The 21,821-nt window shown below is 66.2% G+C and carries 27 protein-coding genes; 8 read left to right on the top strand and 19 right to left on the bottom strand.

Going from position 1 to position 21,821, the window contains the following annotated elements; all coding sequences use genetic code 11:
- Position 1 precedes the first annotated feature (1 nt).
- Together QQW98_RS01180 and QQW98_RS01175 are read right to left on the bottom strand one after the other, a co-directional pair.
- The gene (locus QQW98_RS01180) at positions 2–712 is read right to left on the bottom strand and encodes a glutathione S-transferase (RefSeq protein ID WP_290135750.1); all 711 of its coding nucleotides are present in this window, start codon (positions 710–712) and stop codon (positions 2–4) included.
- The gene (locus tag QQW98_RS01175; protein WP_290135749.1) at positions 709–1,002 is read right to left on the bottom strand and encodes a BolA family protein; all 294 of its coding nucleotides are present in this window, start codon (positions 1,000–1,002) and stop codon (positions 709–711) included. Before QQW98_RS01175 ends, QQW98_RS01180 begins: the two co-directional genes overlap by 4 nt.
- A 43-nt stretch (positions 1,003–1,045) precedes the next feature.
- Between QQW98_RS01175 and QQW98_RS01170 the strand changes: the two genes are divergently transcribed.
- Positions 1,046–1,648, top strand: coding sequence for a J domain-containing protein (locus tag QQW98_RS01170; RefSeq protein ID WP_290135748.1), 603 nt, complete (start codon positions 1,046–1,048; stop codon positions 1,646–1,648).
- On the opposite strand, the gene QQW98_RS01165 is transcribed toward QQW98_RS01170, so the two are convergent.
- The 5 genes from QQW98_RS01165 to QQW98_RS01145 all read right to left on the bottom strand — a co-directional run bounded on the left by QQW98_RS01165 (position 1,645) and on the right by QQW98_RS01145 (position 4,270).
- Positions 1,645–1,794, bottom strand: a complete 150-nt coding sequence (locus QQW98_RS01165) for a hypothetical protein (protein ID WP_290135747.1) — start codon at positions 1,792–1,794, stop codon at positions 1,645–1,647. The two genes, QQW98_RS01170 and QQW98_RS01165, sit on opposite strands and share 4 nt — an antisense overlap.
- A 250-nt stretch (positions 1,795–2,044) precedes the next feature.
- Entirely contained in the window at positions 2,045–2,494 is a 450-nt protein-coding gene (locus tag QQW98_RS01160; RefSeq protein WP_290136816.1) for an SRPBCC domain-containing protein, read from the bottom strand.
- Positions 2,491–3,114 (bottom strand): glutathione S-transferase family protein, encoded by a 624-nt coding sequence (locus QQW98_RS01155; protein WP_290135746.1) that lies wholly within the window; start codon positions 3,112–3,114, stop codon positions 2,491–2,493. The genes QQW98_RS01160 and QQW98_RS01155 overlap by 4 nt, the downstream gene beginning before the upstream one ends.
- A gap of 5 nt (positions 3,115–3,119) precedes the next feature.
- Positions 3,120–3,896: a VOC family protein gene (locus QQW98_RS01150; protein ID WP_290135745.1), complete on the bottom strand. Its 777-nt coding sequence runs from the start codon at positions 3,894–3,896 to the stop codon at positions 3,120–3,122.
- 2 nt (positions 3,897–3,898) lie between these two features.
- Positions 3,899–4,270: a DUF1428 domain-containing protein gene (locus tag QQW98_RS01145; RefSeq protein WP_290135744.1), complete on the bottom strand. Its 372-nt coding sequence runs from the start codon at positions 4,268–4,270 to the stop codon at positions 3,899–3,901.
- Positions 4,271–4,357: 87 nt separating this feature from the next.
- Between QQW98_RS01145 and QQW98_RS01140 the strand changes: the two genes are divergently transcribed.
- Positions 4,358–5,041 (top strand): winged helix-turn-helix transcriptional regulator, encoded by a 684-nt coding sequence (locus tag QQW98_RS01140; protein ID WP_290135743.1) that lies wholly within the window; start codon positions 4,358–4,360, stop codon positions 5,039–5,041.
- Positions 5,042–5,045: 4 nt separating this feature from the next.
- On the opposite strand, the gene QQW98_RS01135 is transcribed toward QQW98_RS01140, so the two are convergent.
- Positions 5,046–5,882 (bottom strand): oxygenase MpaB family protein, encoded by an 837-nt coding sequence (locus QQW98_RS01135; protein WP_290135742.1) that lies wholly within the window; start codon positions 5,880–5,882, stop codon positions 5,046–5,048.
- A 54-nt stretch (positions 5,883–5,936) separates the two neighbouring features.
- Between QQW98_RS01135 and cobS the strand changes: the two genes are divergently transcribed.
- Complete coding sequence (cobS, locus tag QQW98_RS01130) at positions 5,937–6,926, top strand: cobaltochelatase subunit CobS (RefSeq protein WP_290135740.1); 990 nt, start codon at positions 5,937–5,939, stop codon at positions 6,924–6,926.
- Positions 6,927–6,988: 62 nt separating this feature from the next.
- The gene (locus QQW98_RS01125; RefSeq protein ID WP_290135738.1) at positions 6,989–9,205 is read left to right on the top strand and encodes a transglycosylase domain-containing protein; all 2,217 of its coding nucleotides are present in this window, start codon (positions 6,989–6,991) and stop codon (positions 9,203–9,205) included.
- 112 nt (positions 9,206–9,317) lie between these two features.
- Here the strand turns inward: QQW98_RS01125 and QQW98_RS01120 are convergent, their stop codons facing one another.
- The 3 genes from QQW98_RS01120 to fmt form a co-directional block, all read right to left on the bottom strand.
- On the bottom strand, positions 9,318–10,430 hold the full coding sequence (locus QQW98_RS01120) for a zinc-binding dehydrogenase (protein WP_290135736.1): 1,113 nt from the start codon (positions 10,428–10,430) through the stop codon (positions 9,318–9,320).
- Positions 10,431–10,575: 145 nt separating this feature from the next.
- On the bottom strand, positions 10,576–11,325 hold the full coding sequence (truA, locus tag QQW98_RS01115) for a tRNA pseudouridine(38-40) synthase TruA (protein WP_290135733.1): 750 nt from the start codon (positions 11,323–11,325) through the stop codon (positions 10,576–10,578).
- Positions 11,322–12,230 carry a methionyl-tRNA formyltransferase gene (gene fmt, locus QQW98_RS01110; RefSeq protein ID WP_290135731.1) on the bottom strand — a complete coding sequence of 303 codons (909 nt, stop codon included), beginning with the start codon at positions 12,228–12,230 and terminating at the stop codon, positions 11,322–11,324. Before fmt ends, truA begins: the two co-directional genes overlap by 4 nt.
- Positions 12,231–12,283: 53 nt before the next feature.
- On the opposite strand from fmt, the gene recR reads away from it, so the two are divergent.
- Positions 12,284–12,880 (top strand): recombination mediator RecR, encoded by a 597-nt coding sequence (gene recR / locus QQW98_RS01105; RefSeq protein WP_290135728.1) that lies wholly within the window; start codon positions 12,284–12,286, stop codon positions 12,878–12,880.
- A gap of 135 nt (positions 12,881–13,015) precedes the next feature.
- On the top strand, positions 13,016–13,582 hold the full coding sequence (def, locus tag QQW98_RS01100) for a peptide deformylase (protein ID WP_290135726.1): 567 nt from the start codon (positions 13,016–13,018) through the stop codon (positions 13,580–13,582).
- A gap of 69 nt (positions 13,583–13,651) precedes the next feature.
- Here the strand turns inward: def and QQW98_RS01095 are convergent, their stop codons facing one another.
- Entirely contained in the window at positions 13,652–14,050 is a 399-nt protein-coding gene (locus tag QQW98_RS01095) for a four-helix bundle copper-binding protein (protein ID WP_290135724.1), read from the bottom strand.
- A 101-nt stretch (positions 14,051–14,151) separates the two neighbouring features.
- Between QQW98_RS01095 and rmuC the strand changes: the two genes are divergently transcribed.
- Positions 14,152–15,693, top strand: coding sequence for a DNA recombination protein RmuC (gene rmuC / locus QQW98_RS01090; protein ID WP_290135722.1), 1,542 nt, complete (start codon positions 14,152–14,154; stop codon positions 15,691–15,693).
- Between the two features lie 165 nt (positions 15,694–15,858).
- Positions 15,859–16,263: a hypothetical protein gene (locus QQW98_RS01085; protein ID WP_290135720.1), complete on the top strand. Its 405-nt coding sequence runs from the start codon at positions 15,859–15,861 to the stop codon at positions 16,261–16,263.
- 50 nt (positions 16,264–16,313) lie between these two features.
- On the opposite strand, the gene QQW98_RS01080 is transcribed toward QQW98_RS01085, so the two are convergent.
- From QQW98_RS01080 to QQW98_RS01050, 7 genes are all read right to left on the bottom strand, one after another.
- On the bottom strand, positions 16,314–17,114 hold the full coding sequence (locus tag QQW98_RS01080) for a TrmH family RNA methyltransferase (RefSeq protein WP_290135718.1): 801 nt from the start codon (positions 17,112–17,114) through the stop codon (positions 16,314–16,316).
- A gap of 11 nt (positions 17,115–17,125) precedes the next feature.
- Positions 17,126–17,407, bottom strand: coding sequence for an HPr family phosphocarrier protein (locus QQW98_RS01075; RefSeq protein WP_290135716.1), 282 nt, complete (start codon positions 17,405–17,407; stop codon positions 17,126–17,128).
- Positions 17,408–17,435: 28 nt separating this feature from the next.
- Positions 17,436–17,840: a PTS sugar transporter subunit IIA gene (locus QQW98_RS01070; RefSeq protein ID WP_290135714.1), complete on the bottom strand. Its 405-nt coding sequence runs from the start codon at positions 17,838–17,840 to the stop codon at positions 17,436–17,438.
- A 76-nt stretch (positions 17,841–17,916) separates the two neighbouring features.
- The gene (gene rapZ, locus QQW98_RS01065; protein WP_290135712.1) at positions 17,917–18,840 is read right to left on the bottom strand and encodes an RNase adapter RapZ; all 924 of its coding nucleotides are present in this window, start codon (positions 18,838–18,840) and stop codon (positions 17,917–17,919) included.
- 77 nt (positions 18,841–18,917) lie between these two features.
- Complete coding sequence (locus QQW98_RS01060; RefSeq protein ID WP_290135710.1) at positions 18,918–19,331, bottom strand: HPr kinase/phosphorylase; 414 nt, start codon at positions 19,329–19,331, stop codon at positions 18,918–18,920.
- Positions 19,328–20,926, bottom strand: coding sequence for a sensor histidine kinase (locus tag QQW98_RS01055; RefSeq protein ID WP_404800836.1), 1,599 nt, complete (start codon positions 20,924–20,926; stop codon positions 19,328–19,330). Before QQW98_RS01055 ends, QQW98_RS01060 begins: the two co-directional genes overlap by 4 nt.
- Positions 20,919–21,674 carry a response regulator transcription factor gene (locus QQW98_RS01050; protein WP_290135709.1) on the bottom strand — a complete coding sequence of 252 codons (756 nt, stop codon included), beginning with the start codon at positions 21,672–21,674 and terminating at the stop codon, positions 20,919–20,921. Before QQW98_RS01050 ends, QQW98_RS01055 begins: the two co-directional genes overlap by 8 nt.
- Between the last annotated feature and the right edge of the window lie 147 nt (positions 21,675–21,821).

Raw genomic sequence — 21,821 nt, 5'->3', positions numbered from 1 at the left:
CTCATTCCGGGTCCAGTTCGGGATAGTGGCGGAAAATGCCGTCTTCGCTGAAGGCCTGCGCGCGGTCGGAGCGCTTGTATGCGGCGATGCCGTCCAGTTCGGACACGGCATCGCGGCACGCTTTCAGTCTTGGATAGTCTTCGCGCAGCGCGGCCATCCTGTTGGGGAATGCATATTCCAGGCCTTCCATCATCTGGAACAGCGACGTGTCCACGTGGCTCCACCGCGCGCCGCGCACGAAGGGGCCGTCGTTCGCCGACAAGGCGTTCTCGAAATGGTCCGCATATTTGGGGATACGGTTCTCCCGAAAATCCTTGGCATGGGCGATCGCCGCATCCTTCTGTTCATCGAAATATTTCGACGTGGCGATGGGATGGTGGGTCGTGTGAACCTCTTCGACCCAGTCCGAAATGTCCAGTTGCAGCTGGATCAGCTGAAGCGCCTCTAACTCGTTCTCGCTGCCGAAACCGTGCCGGTCTGCCAGCCAGCTGACGATATGCGCGGTCTGGCCGATGCACAGCCCTTCCTCGGTCACGATATAGGGCGGAGCGTATGGCTTTATACCGCTGCGCTGCTCCATGTCCTCGGTCAGCGCGTCGATTCCGTCCTCCATCGCGCGGTCGCGATAGGCGATGCCTGCAGCCTCTAGCGGAAGGCGGACGAACTCGCCGCGTCCGGGTATGCCGGGCCAGTACCACAGGTCATAGCTCACGGCCGCTCTCCCGGTGCCCAGGTCTTCAGCGCGACTGCATGGACCCGCGTGCCGGGAATGTCGCCCAGCGCAGCGTTGACCAGCCGGTGGCGCGCCACGCGGCTCTGCCCGGCGAAGGCGGCGCTTTCGATCTCGATGGTGAAATGCGATTCGCCGGAACCGTCGTCTCCCGCATGGCCGTGATGCGCCGCGCTGTCGTTGATCACCGCGAGGTGGAGCGGCGCGAATGCCTCTTCCAGGATCGCGTGCATTTCGCTTTCGAGCGGGCCTGCTTCGGGACGGGGTGCCATGGCGGGGGTTCCTTTTCGTGGGTGGTGCCCCCATCCTATGCCCGTGAGGCAGACGAAGTTCCATGGACGATACGAAGCGGACGGGCGCCTGTGCGCCGTTCCGGGGTGCGAGGAGGCGGGGGAATTCCGTGCGCCGGGCACCCAAGGCCACGGCTTCGACGGGCCGGGCAGCTGGCGCTGGATGTGCCTCGACCACGTGCGCGCGCACAATGCGGGCTATGATTTCTTCGAAGGGATGAGCGCGGACGAGATCTTCCATGCGCAAGGCACGACCGCCGGGTGGGAAGACGTCACCCGCGCCTTTGCCGGGGTGGGGGAGGACGGCTTGCCGCGCTGGGCCGACTTTACCGATCCCCTCGATGCCATCGGCGCCCGGGCGGAGGGCATTCGCGACGCTGCCGGACGCCGCGCCGCCACCGCGCGGCCGATGCCGGGCGGCGGGCGCTTCACCCGCGCAGAGGTGCAGGCGCTGGATGTCATGGGCCTGTCCCGCGATATCGACCGCCGGGCGCTGCGCCGCCGCTATGGCGAGCTCGTGCGCCGGTACCACCCGGACCGCAACGGCGGGGACCGCACGCACGAGGTGCGGCTGACGCGCGTTGTCGATGCCTACAAGCTGCTGCGCGAAAGCACGGCGCTGGCCTAGGCGGCCTCGCCTTCCGGCGGGGTATAGCCGCGCTGCATCCGGTCGAGCTCGCCCACGATGCGCGGTTTCAGGCTTTTCACCCAGTCCAGGATTTCCTGCCGGATGTTCGCCGTTTCGCGTTCGTATTTCTGGCGGGAAATGCCCATGCCACCGGGCATGCCGACATCGCGCAGCAGCTTGCCGATTGCCGGATCGTCCTACAGCTCCTTCGGGAAGACCCGCGCGATGCCGTCTGCGTCCGGCTCTCGCATCATCGCCTGAAGTTCCGCCATGCTTTGCTGCTTGCGGCCAATGTTACCTTGCGCCCGAATGCCGTTGCAAACCCCCTCGTGTCTGGCGGGGGCGAGCATAGGCGCAAGCGGTGAAAGCCGGGTTACCGGCACAGGTGGGTTGCGGTCAGCCGCTTTCGCCTTCGCAGATGTCGGCAAGCTGCGCGGCGCAGGCTTCCCAACCCTGCACGAAGCCCATTTCCTCGTGGTTCCTGCGCGCCTCTTCGCTCCAGTGGCTGGCGGACGCGGTGTAGCGCGTGCCCACAACGCCATCCTCGGTCGCCGGCTCGAATTTCCACGTGCCGACCATGAAGGGCTCCGCCGGCACGAAACCTTCGGTAATCGCGTCGGTCGTCACGAAACGGCGGCCCTCGTCCCATTCCAGGTAAATCCCGCGATTGGGCATCTCCTCGCCATCGGGGCCGAGCATCGTCATGTCGCAGGCCCCGCCGGCGCGCTTGTCCAGCCGGACTCTCCACGGGGCAGGGCACCACCATTCCTCCTGCCGGTTGGCGAGGACATCCCACACCTTTTTCGGCGGCGCAGCAATGAAGCGCGAAACGGATAGTTCGTTTATGCCGCGTCCCCACGCTGCTCGGCCTCGATCGCGCGCGCCTTCTGGTAGGCTTCGCGCTGCTGCAGGCGCTCGGCATAGACCTTGAAACTGTCGCGGTCGGGCAGGCTCTTGAACATCAGCCCCCAGTCGACCTGGCTGCCGACATAGACATCTGCCATCGTGAACGCCTTGCCGCAGACATAATCGTGGGAAGACAGCCAGTTGTCGAGCGTATCGACCGCAAGCTCGTAAGTGCCGAACCCGGCCATTCCGCGCTTGTCGTCGGGAACTTCCCAGCCCATCGCCTTGCTCGTCACCGCCGCCTCGATCGGCCCGGCGGCGAAGAACAGCCAGCGGAAATAGTCGGCCTTCTTGTGCGCATTCGGCAGCAGGCCCGCGTCGGGGTGGGTTTCGGCGAGGTAGTGGCAGATCGCCGCTGCCTCGGTCACCACGTGGTCGTGGCCCTCGTGGTGGTGGACAAGTGTCGGCACCTTGCCCATCGGGTTCGCATCGAGCAGCGCCTGCGGCTTGTCGCCCCAGTCGACGAAGGCGTATTCGAAATCCGCCCACACTTCGAGCAGTGCCCAATGCGCAATCGCGCCCCGGCTCATCGGATTGGTGAAGAAGGTGAATTCGGCCATCGCCTCTAACCCTTCTTGCCGATCAGGCTGAACATGGCCCCTTGCGGATCGATTGCGGAGAACACGTGTTCGCCGCCCGGAATTTCCATCGGACCGACGATGATCTGGCCGCCATTCGCCTTCACATACTCAGCCGCCCCATCGATTTCCGGCACGCGGAAGTAATAGCTCCATAGGCTGACCGGCATTTCGGCAGGTTTGGCCATGATCGCGCCAAGTGTGTAGCCGTTGACCGAATACATGTCGTAGGCGCCCATTTCGCCCATATCCATCGTATCGGCCTTCTCCCAGCCGAAGAGATCGGTGTAGAATTCGTGCGCGGCGGATTGGTCGGCGCTGGCCAGTTCGTTCCAGGCGCAATGACCGACCTTCGGCTCGTGCTTGGCGAAGGAGGTGGAGCCTTCGCCTTCCGGCTGCATCAGGTAGAACGGGGCGCCCTGCGGATCGGCCACCATGGCCATCTTGCCGACGCCCGGCATATGCTGGATATCCATGAAAGGCTGGCCACCTGCCGATGTGAGACTGTCCATCGCGGCGGCGATATCGGTCACCGCAATATATCCCACCCAGACGGGCCGGGCGCCGCCCGCGGTCATCTCTTCGGTCAGGCCCAACAGCCCGACAACATCCGCGCCGGCGGCCTTGCCCAACCGGTAATCCATGCCGGGCGTGCCGCTATCGGCGAATTTCCAGCCGAGCAGGGGTTCATAAAACGCCTGCGCCGCATCGGCATCGCTCGTCATCAATTCGTACCACACGAAATCGCCGTGACCGTCTGCCATGCTTATTCTCCCTTCAATTCTACTACCGGGGCAAACCCGCCAAAGATCAGGCGTTTGCCATCGAATGGCATCGGATTTTTCTCCATATCCATCCGCTCATCGTCGAAATCGTCCGACATCATCCGTGCCATCGCGGCATCGCGGGTCGGCTTGTCCGGCCACTCGATCCAGCTAAAAACGACCGTCTCATCGTCCTTCGCCTGCACAGCCTTGCGGAAATCGGTGACCTTGCCTTCGGAAACATCGTCGCCCCAGCATTCCAGCACGCGGGTCGCGCCCATGTCGATGAATACGCTGTCGCCGGTGTTGGCGTGGTCGATGAACTTCTGCTTGTTCGCGGTAGGCACCACGATCACGAAACCGTCGATATACATGCGAACTCTCCCCTGCATTCCGGCCCCGCAACAAAGCTGCGATCCGGCCCTTGATAAGCATTGCGGCAGCAGTTACCTTTTGCAACAGTGAAGTTACAAAAAGAAACCAAAACCGGGCAGGGCACCCACGGCAAGTGGTACAACGATGCCTGCGGCACCGCCTTCGCGATGGAGGTGTTGGGGGAGCGTTGGGCGCTGCTCGTGCTGCGCGAACTGATGCTGGGTCCGCGCCGCTTTTCGGACCTGCGCGCCAGCCTGCCGGGCATTTCCGCCAAGGTGCTGACGGAACGGCTGGCCAATCTCGAAAGCGCCGGTGTGCTGGTGAAACGGCAGATGGAGCCGCCGATCGCCGCGCGCGTCTACGAACTCACCGAGTGGGGCTACCGGGCGGAGCCGCTGATCCAGGAACTGGGGCGCTGGGCGGCCATGTCGGGCGATCACGATCCCACGCTGCCGCTTTCGCCGGTGTCCTTCATGCTCTCGCTGCGCACGATGTTCGACCCCGCAAAGGCGGCCGGGCAGGCGGCCCGGATCGGCTTCCGCTTTCCCGGCGACCGGCTGGTCGGTGAACTGGCCGACGGGGTGCTTGTCGCATCGCGCGGTTCGCTCGACGGGTGCGAAGCCGTGTTCGAAGCCGCCGAAGCGCCGCAGCTGGCGGCGATCTTTTATGGCAACGTGGCGCCCGAAGACATCGGTGTTTCGGTCGAGGGGGATCGGGAGGCGGCCCTGCGCTTCGCCTCGATCTTCGAGCTTCCGGCCAAGATGACCTGACGCCTCAGCCTTGCCGGAAAGCCCAGCGCAGACCGCCCGCGATGCCGCGGGTCATCGCGCGGGCGGGCAGGACCGCAAGACCGCCGCTTTTCAGCCCCAGCATCTGGCGAGCGTATGCGGGCAGCAAGTCGACCGCCGCCTGGCCGACCGCCCGCTGGACCGCGCGCGGCGTACCTTCGGGCCGCTGGGAGAGCACCAGGCGGGCAACCTCGCGCGCTTCGGGCGTCGCTTTCAGTTCCGGCCGGAAATCGCGCAGCAAGGCGTCCGCCTCGCGCCGCGTCTCCGGCACCGGATCTGCGCCCAGCCGCCGCGCAACCTCTGCAAACTGGCGGAAATACTCGTCCTGCTTCGCCATCGGCCAGGTGGGCTTTGCATAGGCGAGATAGCCCGCAAGGAAGCTGTCCGCCTCTGCCACGTGCACCCAGGCCAGCGTGCGCGGATCGCGGGCGGAGTAGGGCGTGCCATCGGGCAGCGTGCCTTTCACGACCTCGTGGATGCGATTGACCCGCGCGATTGCAGCCTCCGCGCGGTCGCGTTGGCCGAAACTGGTGGTGGCGATGAAGCGCGCGGTACGCCGCAGCCGCCCGTGCATGTCGGCGCGGAAATCCGAATGGTCGAGCACCCCCTGCAGCGCATGGGGGTGGAGCATCTGCAGCAGCAGGCCGCGAATTCCGCCCACCATCATGCCGACGATATCGGCGTGGACCATGCGGATCGGCGTGTCGCGTTCGAACAGCGCGTCGTCGGACGGCGGCTCCCCCTGGCCATCCTCGTTGAAGAAGCCGCGCACGTGGTCGACCACGCGCCGGCGGATGGCTTCGGAAGGGAGCGTTGGCGGCATGGGGCCAATATAGGGTTGGCGTTCGCCGGATAAATGCCTAGGTCGCCCCTCGCGATGAACGACATGACCAGCACCAGCGAACACGGCGGCCAGACCGTCCTTGCCGAGCCCGATACCACCGTGGACGTGCGGGAAACCTTCGGCATCGATATCGACATGAAAGTGCCGGCCTTTTCCGAAGCGGACGAGCGGACGCCCGATTTCGACGCGAACTACGTGTTCGATCCGGATACCACGCTGGCGATCCTGGCGGGCTTTGCCCACAACCGCCGCGTGATGGTTCAGGGCTATCACGGCACCGGCAAATCGACCCATATCGAACAGGTCGCAGCGCGCCTCAACTGGCCGTGCGTGCGCATCAACCTCGACGCGCATATCAGCCGTATCGACCTGATCGGGCGCGATGCCATCGTGCTGCGCGACGGATTGCAGGTGACCGAATTCCGCGAAGGCCTGCTGCCGTGGGCGCTGCAGACCCCGACCGCGCTGGTGTTCGACGAATACGATGCCGGGCGCCCCGATGTGATGTTCGTGATCCAGCGCGTGCTGGAAACGGAAGGCAAGCTGACGCTGCTCGACCAGAACCGCGTGATCCGCCCGAACAAGTGGTTCCGCATGTTCGCCACGGCCAACACCGTCGGCCTTGGCGATACGAGCGGGCTGTATCACGGCACGCAGGCGATCAACCAGGGACAGATGGACCGCTGGAGCCTGGTGGTCGGCCTCAACTACCTGCCGCACGAAACGGAGACGGAAATCGTCGCGGCCAAGAACCCGGACATCGACCCCAAGCTGATCGGCGACATGGTCAAGGTCGCCGACCTTACCCGCCAGGGCTTCATGACCGGCGACATCTCCACGGTGATGAGCCCGCGCACAGTCATCAACTGGGCGCAGAACACGGCGATCTTCAACGATGTGGGCTTCGCCTTCCGCCTCACTTTCCTCAACAAGTGCGACGAGGCGGAGCGCAGCCTGGTGGCCGAATACTACCAGCGCGTGTTCAACACCGACCTGCCCGAAAGCGTGGTCGGCAGCGCCTGACGGGCCGCGCGCCGAGAAAATTCTCGCACCCGCTGTGTTAAACGTGTAATACAGTAGGCGTCATGGGTATCTGGTCGCTTTTCTCCCGCAGCCGAGACGACGCCGATCGTAACGGCGGCGGCTGGCAGTTGCCGGACGATTACGGTTACGCAGGCGGCGCGCAGGAGCGTGTCGACTTCAGCCGGTTCGATGCTGCGCTGGCCTATGACGACGACGAGCCGCGCGGACCCATAGATCACAGGATCGATCATAGGGGCGATCGTTGGTGGCAGAAGCGCTTCTGGTTCGGCCGGCGCAAACGCTGGTGGGCGGTGCGGATTGTTGCCGGCATCCTGCTAACCTTCCTGCTGCTGGTCGCCTATCTCGCGATCACCGCGCCGCTGTCGAAATCGCTCCAGCCCGTGGTGCCGCCGCAGATCACCCTGCTGGCCGCGGACGGCACGCCGATCGCCCGCAACGGGGCGGAGGTGGAAAAGCCCGTCGATGCGGCGAAGCTTCCCGACCATGTGACCGGAGCTTTCCTCGCCATCGAGGATCGCGGGTTCTACGACCACTGGGGCATCTCGCCCAAGGGCATCGCCCGCGCAGCGTGGACCGGGGTCGGCGGGGGGAGCACGATCACCCAGCAGCTCGCCAAGTTCACCTTCCTCACCCCCGAGCAGACCCTGACCCGCAAGGCGCGGGAGGCCCTGATCGCCTTCTGGCTGGAGGCGTGGCTGACCAAGGACGAGATCCTCAGCCGCTACCTCTCCAACGCCTATTTCGGCGACAATGTGTACGGGCTGCGCGCGGCGAGCCTGCATTATTTCTACCGCCAGCCGGAAAAGCTGAAGCCCGAACAGGCGGCGATGCTGGCCGGGCTGGTGCAGGCGCCGTCCGCCTATGCGCCCACGCGGCACTGGGACCGGGCGGTGCGGCGCATGGGGATGGTGAAGCAGGCGATGGCCGACGCTGGGTATATCACGCAGGCCGAAGCCGATGCGATGCCGCTACCCCGGCTGGACGTGCGCACCAAGCGCGACGTGCCGACCGGGACCTATTTCGCCGACTGGGCGCTGCCCCAGGCGAGGAAGCTGACCGAGGGCGGCTACGACCGGCAGACGCTGACCACAACGCTCGACAGCCGGCTCCAGAACCTCGCCCGCCGCATCGTGGAGCGCGCGCCGCTGGGCGGGGCGCAGGCCGCGCTGGTCGCGATGCGGCCGAATGGCGAGGTCGTGGCGATGGTCGGCGGCAAGGACTATTCGAAAAGCGCGTTCAACCGCGTCACGCAGGCGAAGCGCCAGCCGGGTTCCACCTTCAAGCTGTTCGTCTACCTCGCCGCGCTGGAAGCGGGGGCGGAGCCGACCGATACGATCGACAACACCGCCATCACCACCGGCAGCTATCGCCCGAAGAACTACGCCAACCGCTATTCCGAAACGCTGACGCTGGAGCAGGCCTTTGCCCAGTCCAGCAACGTGGCCGCCGTGCGCCTGTTGCAGGACGTCGGCAGCAAGAACGTGATCGACATGGCGCAGCGGCTGGGCGTGTCTTCGCCGATGGCGGAGGGCGACCCCAGCCTCGCGCTCGGTACGTCCACCATGACGCTGATGGAACTGACCGCCGCCTATGCCGGGGTTGCAGGGAACGATTACCCGGTCGAACCGCGCGCTTTCAAAGCGGAAGAAGCGGGCTGGTTCGACTGGCTGACAAGCGGGCGCGGCGAATTCTATTCCAGCGACCTTACGCAGATCGAACGGATGCTGCGGGCGGCGATCAACACCGGGACGGGCCGCGCGGCGACGCTGGCGGGGCCGAATTTCGGCAAGACGGGCACCACGCAGGACAACCGCGACGCACTGTTCGTCGGCTATGCCGGGGAGGGGGATAACCGGCTGGTCGTGGGCGTGTGGATCGGCAACGACGACAACTCGCCGCTGAACGGCGTGACCGGCGGCGGTCTGCCCGCGCGCATCTGGCGCGACTTCATGGTCGGCGCGAAAGCCGGCACTGCGCCCGCACCGCGCCCATCGCCGCAGCAGACCGACCCCGGCGGCCCGATCGAGCCGCTCGACGTGCCGGACATCGGCGACATCCCGCTGGGTGACGGCGCGACGCTGGGCGTAGACGGCGAGGGCGCGAATATAAGTACCGAGATCGAAGGGGTGCCAATCGATGTCCGGATCGACCGCGACGGCGTGCGCCTCAACCCGGGGCAGCGGGATGCGCCGCGCGACGCCCCGCGCGAGGTCGATCCCGCGCGGCTGGAGGAGGAATTGCAGCGGCTTGAACGGTAGCGAACGCCGCAATCCCACCCCGCTGCGACTAGGTAGCAAGCTACCAAGTCTCGCTGCCCCTCCCTTGAGGGAGGGGATGGGGTGGGTGCTCAATGCTAGCCGTTTGAGAGCGTTAACCGTTCGGGGTGACGAGGTATTTCTCGCCCGTCTTCATCTGGCGGTAGTCGAGGATCGCGTCCTTGGTCAGCATGCCTTCCAGGTCGACCTTTTCCTTGTAATTGCTGGCGAAGGTCGTGGTCAGGTTGTCGAGCACGCGTTTGCGCATCCGCATCACGGTTTCCATGCCCGCGTTTTGCAGGAACGGGGTCAGCAGCCAGCCCGACAGCGTCCAGCCGAAGCCGTATGCCGGGGTGAGGACCGTCGGCCCGAAGTCCAGCCGGCCGTAGATGAACATCCGCTTCGCCTGGTTGGAGCCGTAGCGGCTGTATTCGCTCATCTGGGCCACGGCGACCTGTTCCATCGCCTTGAAGCAGTGGTCGACCATCTGGCCGCCGCCGATGGGATCGAAGCCGTAGAATGCGCCCGTCGCCTCGACGGCGCTGCGCAGCTTGTCCATGAAATCCTCGTCCGAGGAGTTCACGACATGCTCTGCGCCCTGCGACTTCAGCAAATCCGCCTGGTCCGCCTTGCGCACGATGTTGACCAGCGCGATCCCGTCTTCCTGGCAGATACGATTGAGCATCTGGCCAAGGTTCGATGCGCCCACCGTGTGGAGGATCGCCTTCTGCCCGTCCATCTTCGCATTCTCGACGAAGCCCAGCGCGGTCATCGGGTTGACGAAGCTGGATGCACCGGCCTCTGCGCTGTGGTCGCCCAGCGGCAGGCACATGGCGGCATCGGCGATGGCATACTGGCTGAAAGCGCTGCCGGGTACGCATGCAACGCGCTGGCCCATCAGGCCCTGCGCCATCTCGCCGTCGCCCGCGGCAACGACCGTGCCTGCGCCCTCGTTACCGGCGGGCAGGCGCTGGCCGTGGCGCGCTTTCGAGCCGGTGTTGAACGGCTCCGGCATCTTGGCGACCACCTTGCCGGGCGAGTATTCCGCATTCTCGAAATCGGCGGCCCCGGTCAGGATGGCAAGGTCGCTCGGGTTGATCGGCGCGGCCTCCATCTTCACCAGCACCTGGTTGCCGGTGGGATCGGGGAAAGTGGCCTCGGCGATCTCGACCGTCAGCGTGCCGTCGGATTCCAGCGTGGTGAAGAGTTGCTTGCCGGTGGTGCTCATGCGGTTTTCTCCTGTTGATCCGGTCGGCCCGGTTATCCTGTTCTGCGACCGTCTGGCTCCCACCCTGCTTCGCTAAGGCTCACCTGCGGTGAACCAAGCTGCGCTGCCCCTCCCTTGAAGGAGGGGTTGGGGTGGGTGTTCGACGTCACTTATCCTCGTCATACTCCGCAGCCACGAAATACAATCCGTGGGCGGGGGCGTTGAGGCCCAGTTGCTGGCGATCCCGTGCCTCCAGAACCTCCGCCAGCTTCGCCTTGTTCCACTGGCCGAGCCCGACCAGCGCAAGGCAGCCGACCATCGAGCGGACCTGGTGGTGGAGGAAGCTGCGCGCGGCAGCGTGAATGTGCACTTCCTCGCCCACGCGCTCGACATCCAGCAGCGCAAGCGACTTGACGGGGCTGTCGGACTGGCAATTGACGCTGCGGAAAGTGGTGAAATCGTGCTTGCCGACGAGGACCTGCGCCGCGTCGTGCATCGCAGCTTCGTCGAGCGGGCGCGGCTGGTGCCACACGCGCCCTTTCAGCAGCGCGGGCGGCGCGCGGCGGTTGAGGATGCGATAGAGGTATCGGCGCCCGGTGCAGGAGAAGCGGGCGTGCCAGTCCCCGTCCACGATCCGGCAGTCGGTCACGACGATGGGATCGGGCCGCAAATGCGCGTTGAGCCCTTCCATCAGGCGGAAGGGATCCTTGTCCTTTTCCAGGTTGAGGTGGCTGACCATCGCCAGCGCGTGGACCCCGCTGTCGGTCCGCCCGGCGCTGTAGAGCGTGACATCTTCCCCGGTTAGCCGGTGCGCCGCCGCCTCGATCGCGCCCTGGATGCTCGGCCCGTGCTTTTGGCGTTGCAGGCCCTGAAACGGCCCGCCGTCGAATTCGATGGTGAGGGCGTAGCGGGTCAAGAAAGCCGCGTCCCGGGCCCTGCCGCATTGCCGCGCAGAAATTCGCCCACCACCATCGCGGGCTTTCCGGCCTTTTGCAGGCGCAGCGGGCGGATTGCGCCCGTGCCGCAGGCAATGGTCATAGTCTGGTCGAGGATTTCGCCCGGCGCGCCGGTGCCCTCCGCCAGTTCGGCCGTGTGCAGCTTCACCCGGTCCTCGCCCAGCATGAACCACGCGCCGGGGGCAGGGGCAAAGGCGCGCACCTGCCGCAGCACTGTTGCGGCGTCCGCGCCCCAGTCGATCCGTGCCTCGGCCTTGTCGATCTTGGCGGCGTAGGTCGCCTCCTCGTCGTCCTGCGCGATCGGGCGCAGCGCATCGAGGTCCTCCAGCTGGCCGACCAGCAGCTGCGCGCCCAGCTGCGCCAGTTCGTCGGTCAGTTCGCCGGCGGTCTTGGCGTCCACCTGCGTGCGCACGGTGGCCAGCATGGGGCCGGTGTCGAGGCCCGCTTCCATCTGCATCAGCGTGATCCCGGTGCCCTCGTCGCCCGCCAAGATCGCGCGCTGGATCGGCGCCGCACCGCGCCAGCGCGGAAGGATGCTGGCATGGACGTTGATGCAGCCGCGCGTTGGCGCGTCGAGGATGGGTTGCGGCAGGATCAGGCCATAGGCCGCGACCACCGCCAGCTCCGCCTCCAGCGCGGCAAACTCCGCCTGCGCTTCGGCGCCTTTCAGGCTGGCGGGATGGCGCACTTCGATGCCCAGCCGCTCGGCCTCGACATGGACCGGCGTCTTCGTCAGCTGCTTGCCGCGCCGCCCGCCCGGGCGCGGGGGCTGGGTGTAGACGCACGCGATCTCGTGATTGGCGCGGGCGAGGGCCGTGAGGCTCGGCACCGCGAAATCGGGCGTTCCCATGAAGATGATGCGCATTGCGTGTGTTTCTGTTTTTGCCAATCGAGGTTCGCGGCCCTATCTCCCGGCCCATGGCATCGCAAGAGATCGAACGGCTGACCGGCGCGCTGGCGCGGCTTCCCGGGTTGGGGCCCCGCAGTGCGCGGCGGGCGGTGCTGTGGCTGGTGAAGCGCCGCGACAGCGCCCTGCCGCAGCTGGTCGAGGCGCTGGCCGAAGTGGGCGAGCGGCTGGTCGAATGCTCCACCTGCGGCAATGTCGACACCACCGACCCGTGCGGCATCTGCGCCGATGCGAAGCGCGATTCCCGCAGCCTGTGCGTGGTGGAGGACGTGGCGGACCTGTGGGCGCTCGACCGGGCGCGGCTGTTCACCGGGCGCTACCATGTGCTGGGCGGCAAGCTTTCCGCGCTCGACGGGGTGGGGCCGGAGGATCTCAACATCGCCAGCCTGATGCAGCGGGTCGGGCAGGGCGGGATCGACGAGATCGTGCTCGCCATGAACGCCACGCTGGAAGGGCAAACGACCGCCCACTACATCGCCGAGCGGCTGGAGGGGAAACCCGTCCGCATCACGCAGCTGGCCCATGGCCTGCCGGTCGGTGGGGAGCTCGATTACCTCGACGAAGGCACGCTCGCCCAGGCATTGCGCGCAAGGCGGCCGATGGCTTAGCAGATGCCGTAGTGCACCCACCCCAACCCCTCCCTCAAGGGAGGGGCAGCGAGACTTGGCGACGTGTCGCCTAGTCGCAGCGGGGAGGGTTTACGACCGTTGAATTCACCCATTCGATCACCTATCTGCCCCCGCATGGCTATCCGCGAAATCCTCGAAGTGCCGGACCCCCGGCTGAAGACCGTGTCCGAACCCGTCACCGAGTTCGATGACGAACTCAAGCTGCTCGTCGATGACATGTTCGAAACCATGTACGCCGCGCACGGCATCGGCCTCGCCGCGATCCAGGTGGGCGTGCCCAAGCGCGTGCTGGTTATCGACCTGCAGCGGCCCGACGAGACTGCCGAACCCGAAGATTGCGGCGACGGCGAGTGCGGGCACAAGCACTATCCGGTGATCAACGAGAAGCTGGTCTTCATCAATCCCGAAATCCTCGACCCGGCGGACGAGATGGCGGCATACCAGGAAGGTTGCCTGTCGGTGCCGGACATCTATGCCGACGTCGAACGCCCCGCGACCTGCCGGGTGCGTTACCAGGACCTGGACGGCAACAGCCACGAAGAAGACATCGAAGGCATGCTGGCGACCTGCCTGCAGCACGAGATGGACCACCTCGAAGGCATCCTGTTCATCGACCACCTGAGCAAGCTGAAGCGCAAGATGGCGCTCAAGAAGCTGGAGAAGCTGCGCCGCGCTGCGTGACCGGCTGACCCGTGAACAAGAAAGCCCCGCTGTTTATGGCGGGGCTTTTCGTTTGTGTCGCGATTGGGGTCAGGCCGCTTCGACCATGCCCTCGTGCGCCTGGACCACGTCTTCCACCACTTCGCGGCACATCCGCTCGCAGCGCTTGCAGTGTGCGTTGTCGTGCTTCGCGCATTCTTCCGCGCAGACCTTGCAGGCGATGATGACCGCTTCGGACAGCGACTTGATCACCGTGACATTGCCGGCGGTTCGGCGGCTGGCGATGCGGTAATAGGCGGTGCAGGCGTCGGAGGCATCGCTGCACAGGCGGATGCAGCGCGACATGTCGCCACCTTCCGCGCTGCAGGCATCGGCGCAGCTGTTCATGATCGCGGCGCCGTACATCGCATGCTTGATCGCCTCGCCCAGCTGCTCGTTGTAATCGGCGCCCACCTGCGGGTGTTCGGAAATCATTTCCTTGATCGACATGTGTTTTCTCCTCTTTGACTGGGGAGCGAACGGGGCGGGGGATTGGTTCCGCCGCGGCGCTTGGCAAAGGCTCACGTTCCGATTATGTTCCGCACATGGAAATGACCCTGCTGATTGTCGCGCTGCTTGCCCTGCTCATCGGGGGAGGGATCGGCTGGTTCGCCGGCTCCCGCCCCATTGCTGAGTGGAAGGAGCGGCACGGCGCGGCCGAGGCGCGCGCGGCGGAGGCGGATGCGAAATACCTGCGCGCCTTTGCTGATCTGGAAGCGGCCGGAGCGCGGGCCGAACGGCTCGAACCGCTCGAGCGGGAGCTTCGCGAAACCCGCGCCGCGCATGACACCACGCTGGCCAACCTGCGCGGATCGCACGAGAAGGCGCTGGCGGACCTGCGCACGGGGCACGACACGCTGGCCGAGACGCTGCGCGGCGAAAAGGCGGCGCTGGCGCGCGAGCTTGACACGCTGAAAAGCGGCGCGGCGGCGCGCGAGAAGGCGCTCGAGGATCGCTATGCCGAGCGCGAGCAGCATTTCGAGCGCGAGCTGAAGCGGCTGGTCGAAGCTGAGGAGAAGCTGCAAGCGAAGTTCAACGAGATCGGGGAAAAGATGCTGGAAGGCGCGCAGTCCAGGTTCATGGAAGGCGCGCAATCGCATCTCGCCAATCTCAACAAGGAAAGCCTTGCGGAGCTGGAAAAGAAGGTTGGTCCGGTGGGCGAGACGCTGGAACGCTATCGCAAGCGGATCGACGAGATCGAGAAGAACCGGGCCGAGGCCTATCACCAGCTGACCGGCGTGATCGGAGAAGTGAAGGCGGGCCAGCGCGAGGTAATCGACGGGGCCAACCGCATCACAACCACGCTGAAAGGCGCCACGAAAGCGCGCGGCGACTGGGGCGAACTGCAGCTGGAGAACCTGCTCGAAAGCTGCGGCCTCAGCCAGCGGACGGATTTCCGGCGGGAGGTCGGGATCAAGGGGGAGGACGGGCAGGACCTGCGCCCCGATGCGATCATCAACATCCCCGGCGGACGCAAGCTGATCGTCGATGTGAAGAACGTCTTCAACACCTACAAGGAAGCAAACGAGGCGGAGACCGAGGAGCAGCGCGGCGTGTTGCTGGCCAAACATGCGCGCGAGCTGCGGGGTCATGTCCAGGCGCTCTCAGCGAAGCGTTATCAGGACCACGTGAAGGGCTCGGCCGATTTCGTGGTGATGTTCGTGCCCGGCGAACACGTGCTCTACGCCGCGCTGACGCAGGACGAGGGACTGCTCGATTACGCGCTGCGGCAGAACGTGGTGCTGTCGAGCCCGCTTAATTTCATGTCGATCGCGATGACGGTGGCGACCGTGTGGCGGCAGGCGGGGGTGCAGGCCGATGCGGACGAGATAGCGAAGCTCGGCAAGGAGCTTTACGACCGGCTCGGCGTCGTGGCCCGGCACCTCGGCAATCTGCGCCGCGATCTCGGCAAGGCGAACAAGAGCTTCGATTCACTTGTGGGCAGCTTTGATACCAACCTGCGTCGCACCGGCGAAAGGTTCGAAGAACTGAGCATCGATACCTCCGCGAAGGAACTTACCGAGGCGTTGCCTATCGGTCATCAGCCGCGCCGATTGGCGAATTTCCCCGACGGCACGGATAATGACGAATAAGGGAATGGCGCGGTGACGTAATAGAACCTCCGGCTCGTTTGCCGGGATGTCGGTTCGACGCGCCAATTCTTTCCTACACCGCTCGCATTTGCTCCACCTATGCGGATGCCGCGCATCCCAGCCCATCGCCGCCGGCGCAAGCCGCCGTTCTTTCATCCCGTACCGGTGCGTTTGCGCAGCGACGGGTGGAACGAGCTGCGCCAGTGCGCTTTCCTTGCCGAGCTCTATTTGACCGGCTCTGCCAGTGAAGCGGCGCGGCGGGTGGGGATGTCGAGGGCTTCGGCCTATCGGCTGCGCGGACGGGAGGACGCAGCGGATTTCGCTCACGCCTGGGATGCGGTGCTCACCCCGCCCGGATCGGGGCGGCTGGCGCGGCCGAAGCGCGACTGGCGGAAGGTGACAACCCGCGCGCTGATAGAACGGCTGGAGGCGGGACTGGTACAGCCCGTCCTTTATCAGGGCCGCATGACCGCGATCCGCCGTAAACCCGACAAAACCTCGCTCTTTCGACTGCTGCGGCGAGCCGACGCGGGCTGGGCGACGCTCGACAGGCGGGAGGCCGGGCGGTGACCGTGCAGTTTTGCGAAACACCCCGGTCGGTGTTCCATGACAGGCGTCGGTTAGCCGTCCAAACCCGCCAGCACCTCGTAGGCGAGCACGGCGCCGGCGATGGCGGCGTTGAGGCTGTCGGCGCGCCCGCGCATGGGCATGGTCACGCGCAGGTCGCAGGCCGCTTCGTAGGCTTCGGGCAAACCTTGCGACTCGTTGCCGACCAGGAGGAAGCACGGCGCCTTATACGGCGCACCGCGATAGGGCACGGCATCGCGCAGGGATGCGGCGACAAGCTGGCCGTCGCCCGTTCGCAGCCACGGCAGGAATTCGTCCCACGTGGCGCGGGCGATCGCCTGGGTGAAAACGGCGCCCATGCTGGCGCGCACGGCCTCCACGCTGAAGGGATCGGCGCAATCGTCTACCAAAATCAGCCCGCCGGCGCCCACCGCGTCGCAGGTGCGCAGCATGGTGCCGAGATTGCCGGGATCGCGCAGCGCCTGCGCCACCAGCCAGATCGGCGCGGCGGTGCGGTCGATCTGGGCGAGCGAGGTGTCCCACTCCGCGAACACGCCCGCGACCGCCTGGGCGTTCGACTTGCCGGTGATCTTGGAAAGGATGTCGGGCGTGGTCTCGATCACCTCGCCGCCGCCCGCATCCACCGCGCGTTCCAGCTCGTCCAGCAGCGGATGCGCATCGCGGCCCCTGGCCATCGCCAGCATTTCCGGCAGGCGCCCGCTTTCGCGCGCATCGGTGAGCAGGCGCAGCCCCTCGACAAGGAAGCGGCCTTCGCGCCGCCGGTACTTCTTGTCCCGCAAGGACCGCAGGTACTTGACCGTCGGATTGGAAAAGCCGGTAATTTCGCGGCGCATGGCCTTCCGCCTCAATCTTCGCCGAAGCGATCTTTCACGAGGCCGACCAGCCGCATGACCGCGACGTCCGCTTCCGGGCCGGCGACGGTGATCGTCACCTCGTCGCCCTTCGCCGCGCCCAGCATCATCAGGCCGAGGATCGAGCTGCCGCCCGCGGAAACCCCGTCCTTCTCGACCGTCACCTGCGTGCCATCGGGCAGGCCGGCAACCGCGCCGACGAACTTTGCGCTGGCGCGGGCGTGCAGGCCCTTCACGTTTTCGATGACGACGCGTTCGCTTGCGGTATCGGCCATGGCTGCGTGCTCCCCCCTTGGCCGCCGACTATGCCTCGGCCGCGAGGAATTCGCTAGCCACGGTGATGTAGTTGCGCCCGGCATCGCGTGCCGCCTTCACCGCTTCCCCGATGGACAGGTTCTTGCGCGCGCCGGCCAGGCGGATGAGCATCGGCAGGTTGATGCCGGCGACCACTTCCACGCGGCCCGCCTCAAGCAACGAAATGGCGAGGTTGGAGGGCGTGCCGCCGAACAGGTCGGTAAGGATGATCGCGCCGTCGCCGATATCGACCTTGCCGATCGCGGTGCGGATGTCCTGCCGCCGTTCCTCCACATCGTCTTCCGGCCCGATGCAAACGGTGGCGACGCGGTCCTGCCCGCCGACCACGTGTTCCATCGCGGCGACGAATTCTTCGGCCAGGCGGCCGTGGGTTACCAGGATTAGACCGATCATCGGTTACGCGCACTCGTCAATCTGCATGGCCAAAGCCTATCGCGGGCTTGCTGGCTGGAAGGTGAAGCGGCGGCCATTACAGGCTCGAACTGCCTTCGACCAGCCCTGCCGCGCGCGAGCCGAGGTTGCGGTGGACGACGGTCGGCTCGAACCCCTCGTCGCGCAGGGCGGCGGCCATCCGTTCGGCCGAATAGACGCTGCGATGGCGCCCGCCGGTGCAGCCGAAGGCGATGGTGGCATAGCGTTTGCCGGTATCGCGATAGCGCGGCAGCAGGTCGAGCACGAGGTGGCAAATCTGCGGGAAGGTCTCATCGAAAGCCGGGTCCGCCTGGATGTGCCGCGCCACCGCTTCGTCCAGCCCCGTCTGTTCGCGCAGCCCCTCCACCCAGTGCGGATTGTCGAGATAGCGCATGTCGAAGACGAGGTCGGCGACGGGCGGCATCCCGCGGGCGAAGCCGAAGCTGGTCACGGTGACAACCATCGCATCTTCGGTGGCCCCGGCGAAACGCTCCCGGATTGTTTCCTGCAGCGCATTCGTGCTGAGCTTGGTCGTGGTGATGACGAGGTCGGCCCAGCGCCTCAGCGGGGCGAGCAGTTCGCACTCCATGCCGATGGCTTCGGTCACCGGCACGCCGTCCGCCAGCGGGTGGCGGCGACGGTTCTCGTTATACCGCCGCTCCAGCTCCGCATCGTCGCAGTCGATGTAGAGGGTGGAGATTTCGAGATCGGGCCGCGCCGACAGCGTCTTGACCAGCTCGATGATCTGGGCCGGCACGAAGCCGCGGGTGCGGGCGTCAAAGCCAATGGCAAGCGGCGCGCGATGCTCGTCCGCTTCCTTGCCGGACACGAGGTTCTTCAGCAGCCGGATGGGGAAATTGTCGATGGTTTCCCAGCCCAGGTCCTCCAGCTCGCGCAGGGCCGTGGTCTTGCCGGCGCCGGACAGTCCGGTGACGAGGAGGATCGGCTGGGCAGCCAGGGCGGTTGTCGAATCGGACACCATGGGGAAGGCGGGCTTGCGCGCCTTGGCCGCGAATTGGAAGGGCGAAGTGGCGACGCTGTTCCGAACGAGGACAGGCTTCAGGCAAGGCCGTAGCGAGCGAGCGCAAGCTCCGCGCGGATGGCCGCTGCCGGGATAGCGGGGTCGAACAGGAGGTGGGGAATGCGGCGGCCGAGAAGGTCGATCCCGCCGGCTGTATCGACGAAACGCGGGGCCTCTGCGGTAAGGGTCAGCACCAAGGCCACCGGACCCTCGCCGACGGGTTTTTCGGCCAGGCCGACATTGCGCAATTCGATAAGGCCGGCGGTGTTGGGCGGGGGCGCGGCCCACAGGGCTTCGCCGCGATCGCTGAGTGTGACGCCGTCATCGCCGACCAGCGTCGCGCCGCGGTCGAGCAACTGGAGGGCGAGGGTGGATTTGCCGCTGCCCGCCGGGCCTTCGATCAGCAGCACGCGCCCGTCGATCAGGACGGCCCCTGCCTGCCTTTCGGTCATCGCGCGCTGTCGGCGGCGGGGAGGGCGAGGGTGAGGCAGGCCCCGCTTCCTCCGTCCGCACGGTCGCCCACGGTCAGCGTGCCGTCATGCGCTTCGGCGATGGTCCGTGCGATGGCGAGGCCGAGGCCCGAATGGTTGCCGAACTGTTCGCTGTCCGGTCGCACCGAATGGAACCGGGTGAAGACCTTTTCACGCGCTTCGGGTGCGATACCGGGGCCCTGGTCGCAGACGCTGAGCTCGACGAACTCGCCTTCCCCCGTGATATCGATGTCGATCCTGCCATCCTTGGGGGAGAACGAGACGGCGTTGTCGAGGAGGTTGCCGATGACCCGCTCCAGCCGCAAGGCAACCCCCTGGATGTAAGCGGGGCCGTCGTGCAGCGTGATCGCGACCTCGCGGCCTTCGTTCTCATCTCTGCGATCGCGCGCCGCGACGAGGTTGCGGACCATCCGGTCCAGGTCGATGACTTCGAATTCGGTGCGCGACATTTCCGCCTCGATACGGCTCGCATCGGAAATCTCGGTAACCAGCCGGTCAATCCGGCGCACGTCGTGGGCGGCAATGTCGTTGAGCTGGCGGCGCAGGGCCGGGTCGTCGACCGTGCCGAGGCTCTCGATGGCGCTGCGCAGGGAAGCGAGCGGGTTCTTGATCTCGTGCGCGACGTCTGCCGCGAAGGCCTCGACGGCATCGATCCGCTGGCGCAGGGCCTCTGTCATGTCGGAAGTTGCGCGGGCGAGGATGCCGATCTCGTCGCCGCGCTCGCTCATGCGCGGGACCACGACGCCGCGCTCGCGCCCCAGCCGCACGCGCACGGCGGCGCGGGCGAGACGGCGCAGCGGCTCGACGATGGTCCGCGCGAGGTACAGCGAGATCATGATGGAAACGAGGAAGGCCACCCCGATCAGCGCGGCGATCAGGCCGCGCGCGTCGCGGACGGATTGCACGATGTCGCGCGGGTTGCGGCTGAGCAGCAGCGTCGCGCCTTCGAGGCCGACCGGCGCGGCGGCGGTAATGACCGGGGTCCGGTCGGGGGCATAGCGCAGGCGCAGCTGCGTGATGCCCTGCCGCCGCGCTTCGGCGAGCTCGGGCCAGTCTTCGGCATCGTCGGTCTCGGGCTCGACATAGTCGGGCACCGGGGGGGCGCCCAGCATCGCGTCCATTCCGGCGTCGAGCGAGCGGCCCCAGCGTTCGACCCAGCTGTCGTCGGTGGGGTCGTCAAGCGTGTAGGCGGGTTCGCCCAGCACGAAACTGTCCTGCGTCAGCACGCCTTCGGGATCGTAAAGGCGGATGCGCAGCTGCTGTTCCTTGCCGATCTGGATCAGCAGCGCCTCCTGGCGTTCCTGCGACGCGCCGGCCAAGGCCTCGGCGATGATCTGGGCTTCTACCTGCGCCAGGCGGAACCGTTCCCCGGTCAGTTGGCGGCGATAGCTGTCGAGGTAGAAGACCGAGCCGGCAAGCAGCGCAATGGGAATGATGTTGAGCAGCAGGATGCGCGTGGTGAGCGAGGCACCGCGGGCAAGGTCAAAACGCGCGAAGCGGGGCGCGATCCGGCCCGGATCGTGCGGGTCGAGCCCGGTCTCGGCAGGCTCACGCACCGGAGAAGCTGTATCCTGCACCGTAAAGCGTCTCGATGCCGGAAAACTCCGGATCCTTGGCGCGGAACTTGCGCCGCATGCGCTTGATGTGGCTGTCCACCGTCCGGTCGTCGACGAAGATGTCGTCCGGATAGGCCGCGTCCATCAACTGGTTGCGGCTCTTGATGACGCCGGGACGCTGGGCGAGCGCTTCGAGGATAAGGAATTCGGTCACGGTGAGGGCCACTGGCACGCCGTCCCAGGTCACGCGGTGCCGCGCGGGGTCCATGCCCAGCCGGCCACGGGTGACGATGCCGGAGCCGTCCTCGTCGCCGTGCGGGCCGGCATGGGCGGGCGATCCGCTGCGGCGCAGGATCGCGTGGATGCGGGCGAGCAGCAGGCGCTGGCTATAGGGTTTGGCGATGTAATCGTCCGCGCCCATCGCAAGGCCGGCCGCCTCGTCAGCCTCCTCGTCCTTGCTGGTGAGGAAGATAACTGGAAGGTCGGAATGTTCGCGCAGCTTGGCGAGCAGTTCCATCCCGTCCATCTTGGGCATCTTGATGTCGAACACGGCCAGGTCCGGCGGGTTTTCCAGCAAGGCCTTCAGCGCCGTTTCGCCATCGGTGTAGAGGCGGGTGACGAAGCCTTCGGCCTGCAGGGCAATCGCCAGCGTGGTCAGGATGTTGCGGTCGTCGTCGACCAGCGCGATGACGCGGTTGTCAGCGCTAGATGCGGCGCCGGGGGCCAGTTCGGGTGTGTCGGTTTCCATCGTCCGCCGGAGATAGCGCGGCAGGCCCGACTGCACAACGCAGGGGATTTTTCGCGCGGACAGCCGCAGCGAAATTGACGGAATCGGTACGGGCCCCTAAAGGCGGCGCAAAGGTCGCTTGCATACGAATGCACCCAGCGTGTCGTT

Origin of the sequence: Alteriqipengyuania flavescens (genome assembly GCF_030406725.1) — a bacterium.
GTDB lineage: Bacteria > Pseudomonadota > Alphaproteobacteria > Sphingomonadales > Sphingomonadaceae > Alteriqipengyuania_B > Alteriqipengyuania_B flavescens.
Note: the sequence above shows the minus strand (reverse complement) of the source record. Positions and strands in the feature narration are given on the sequence as shown.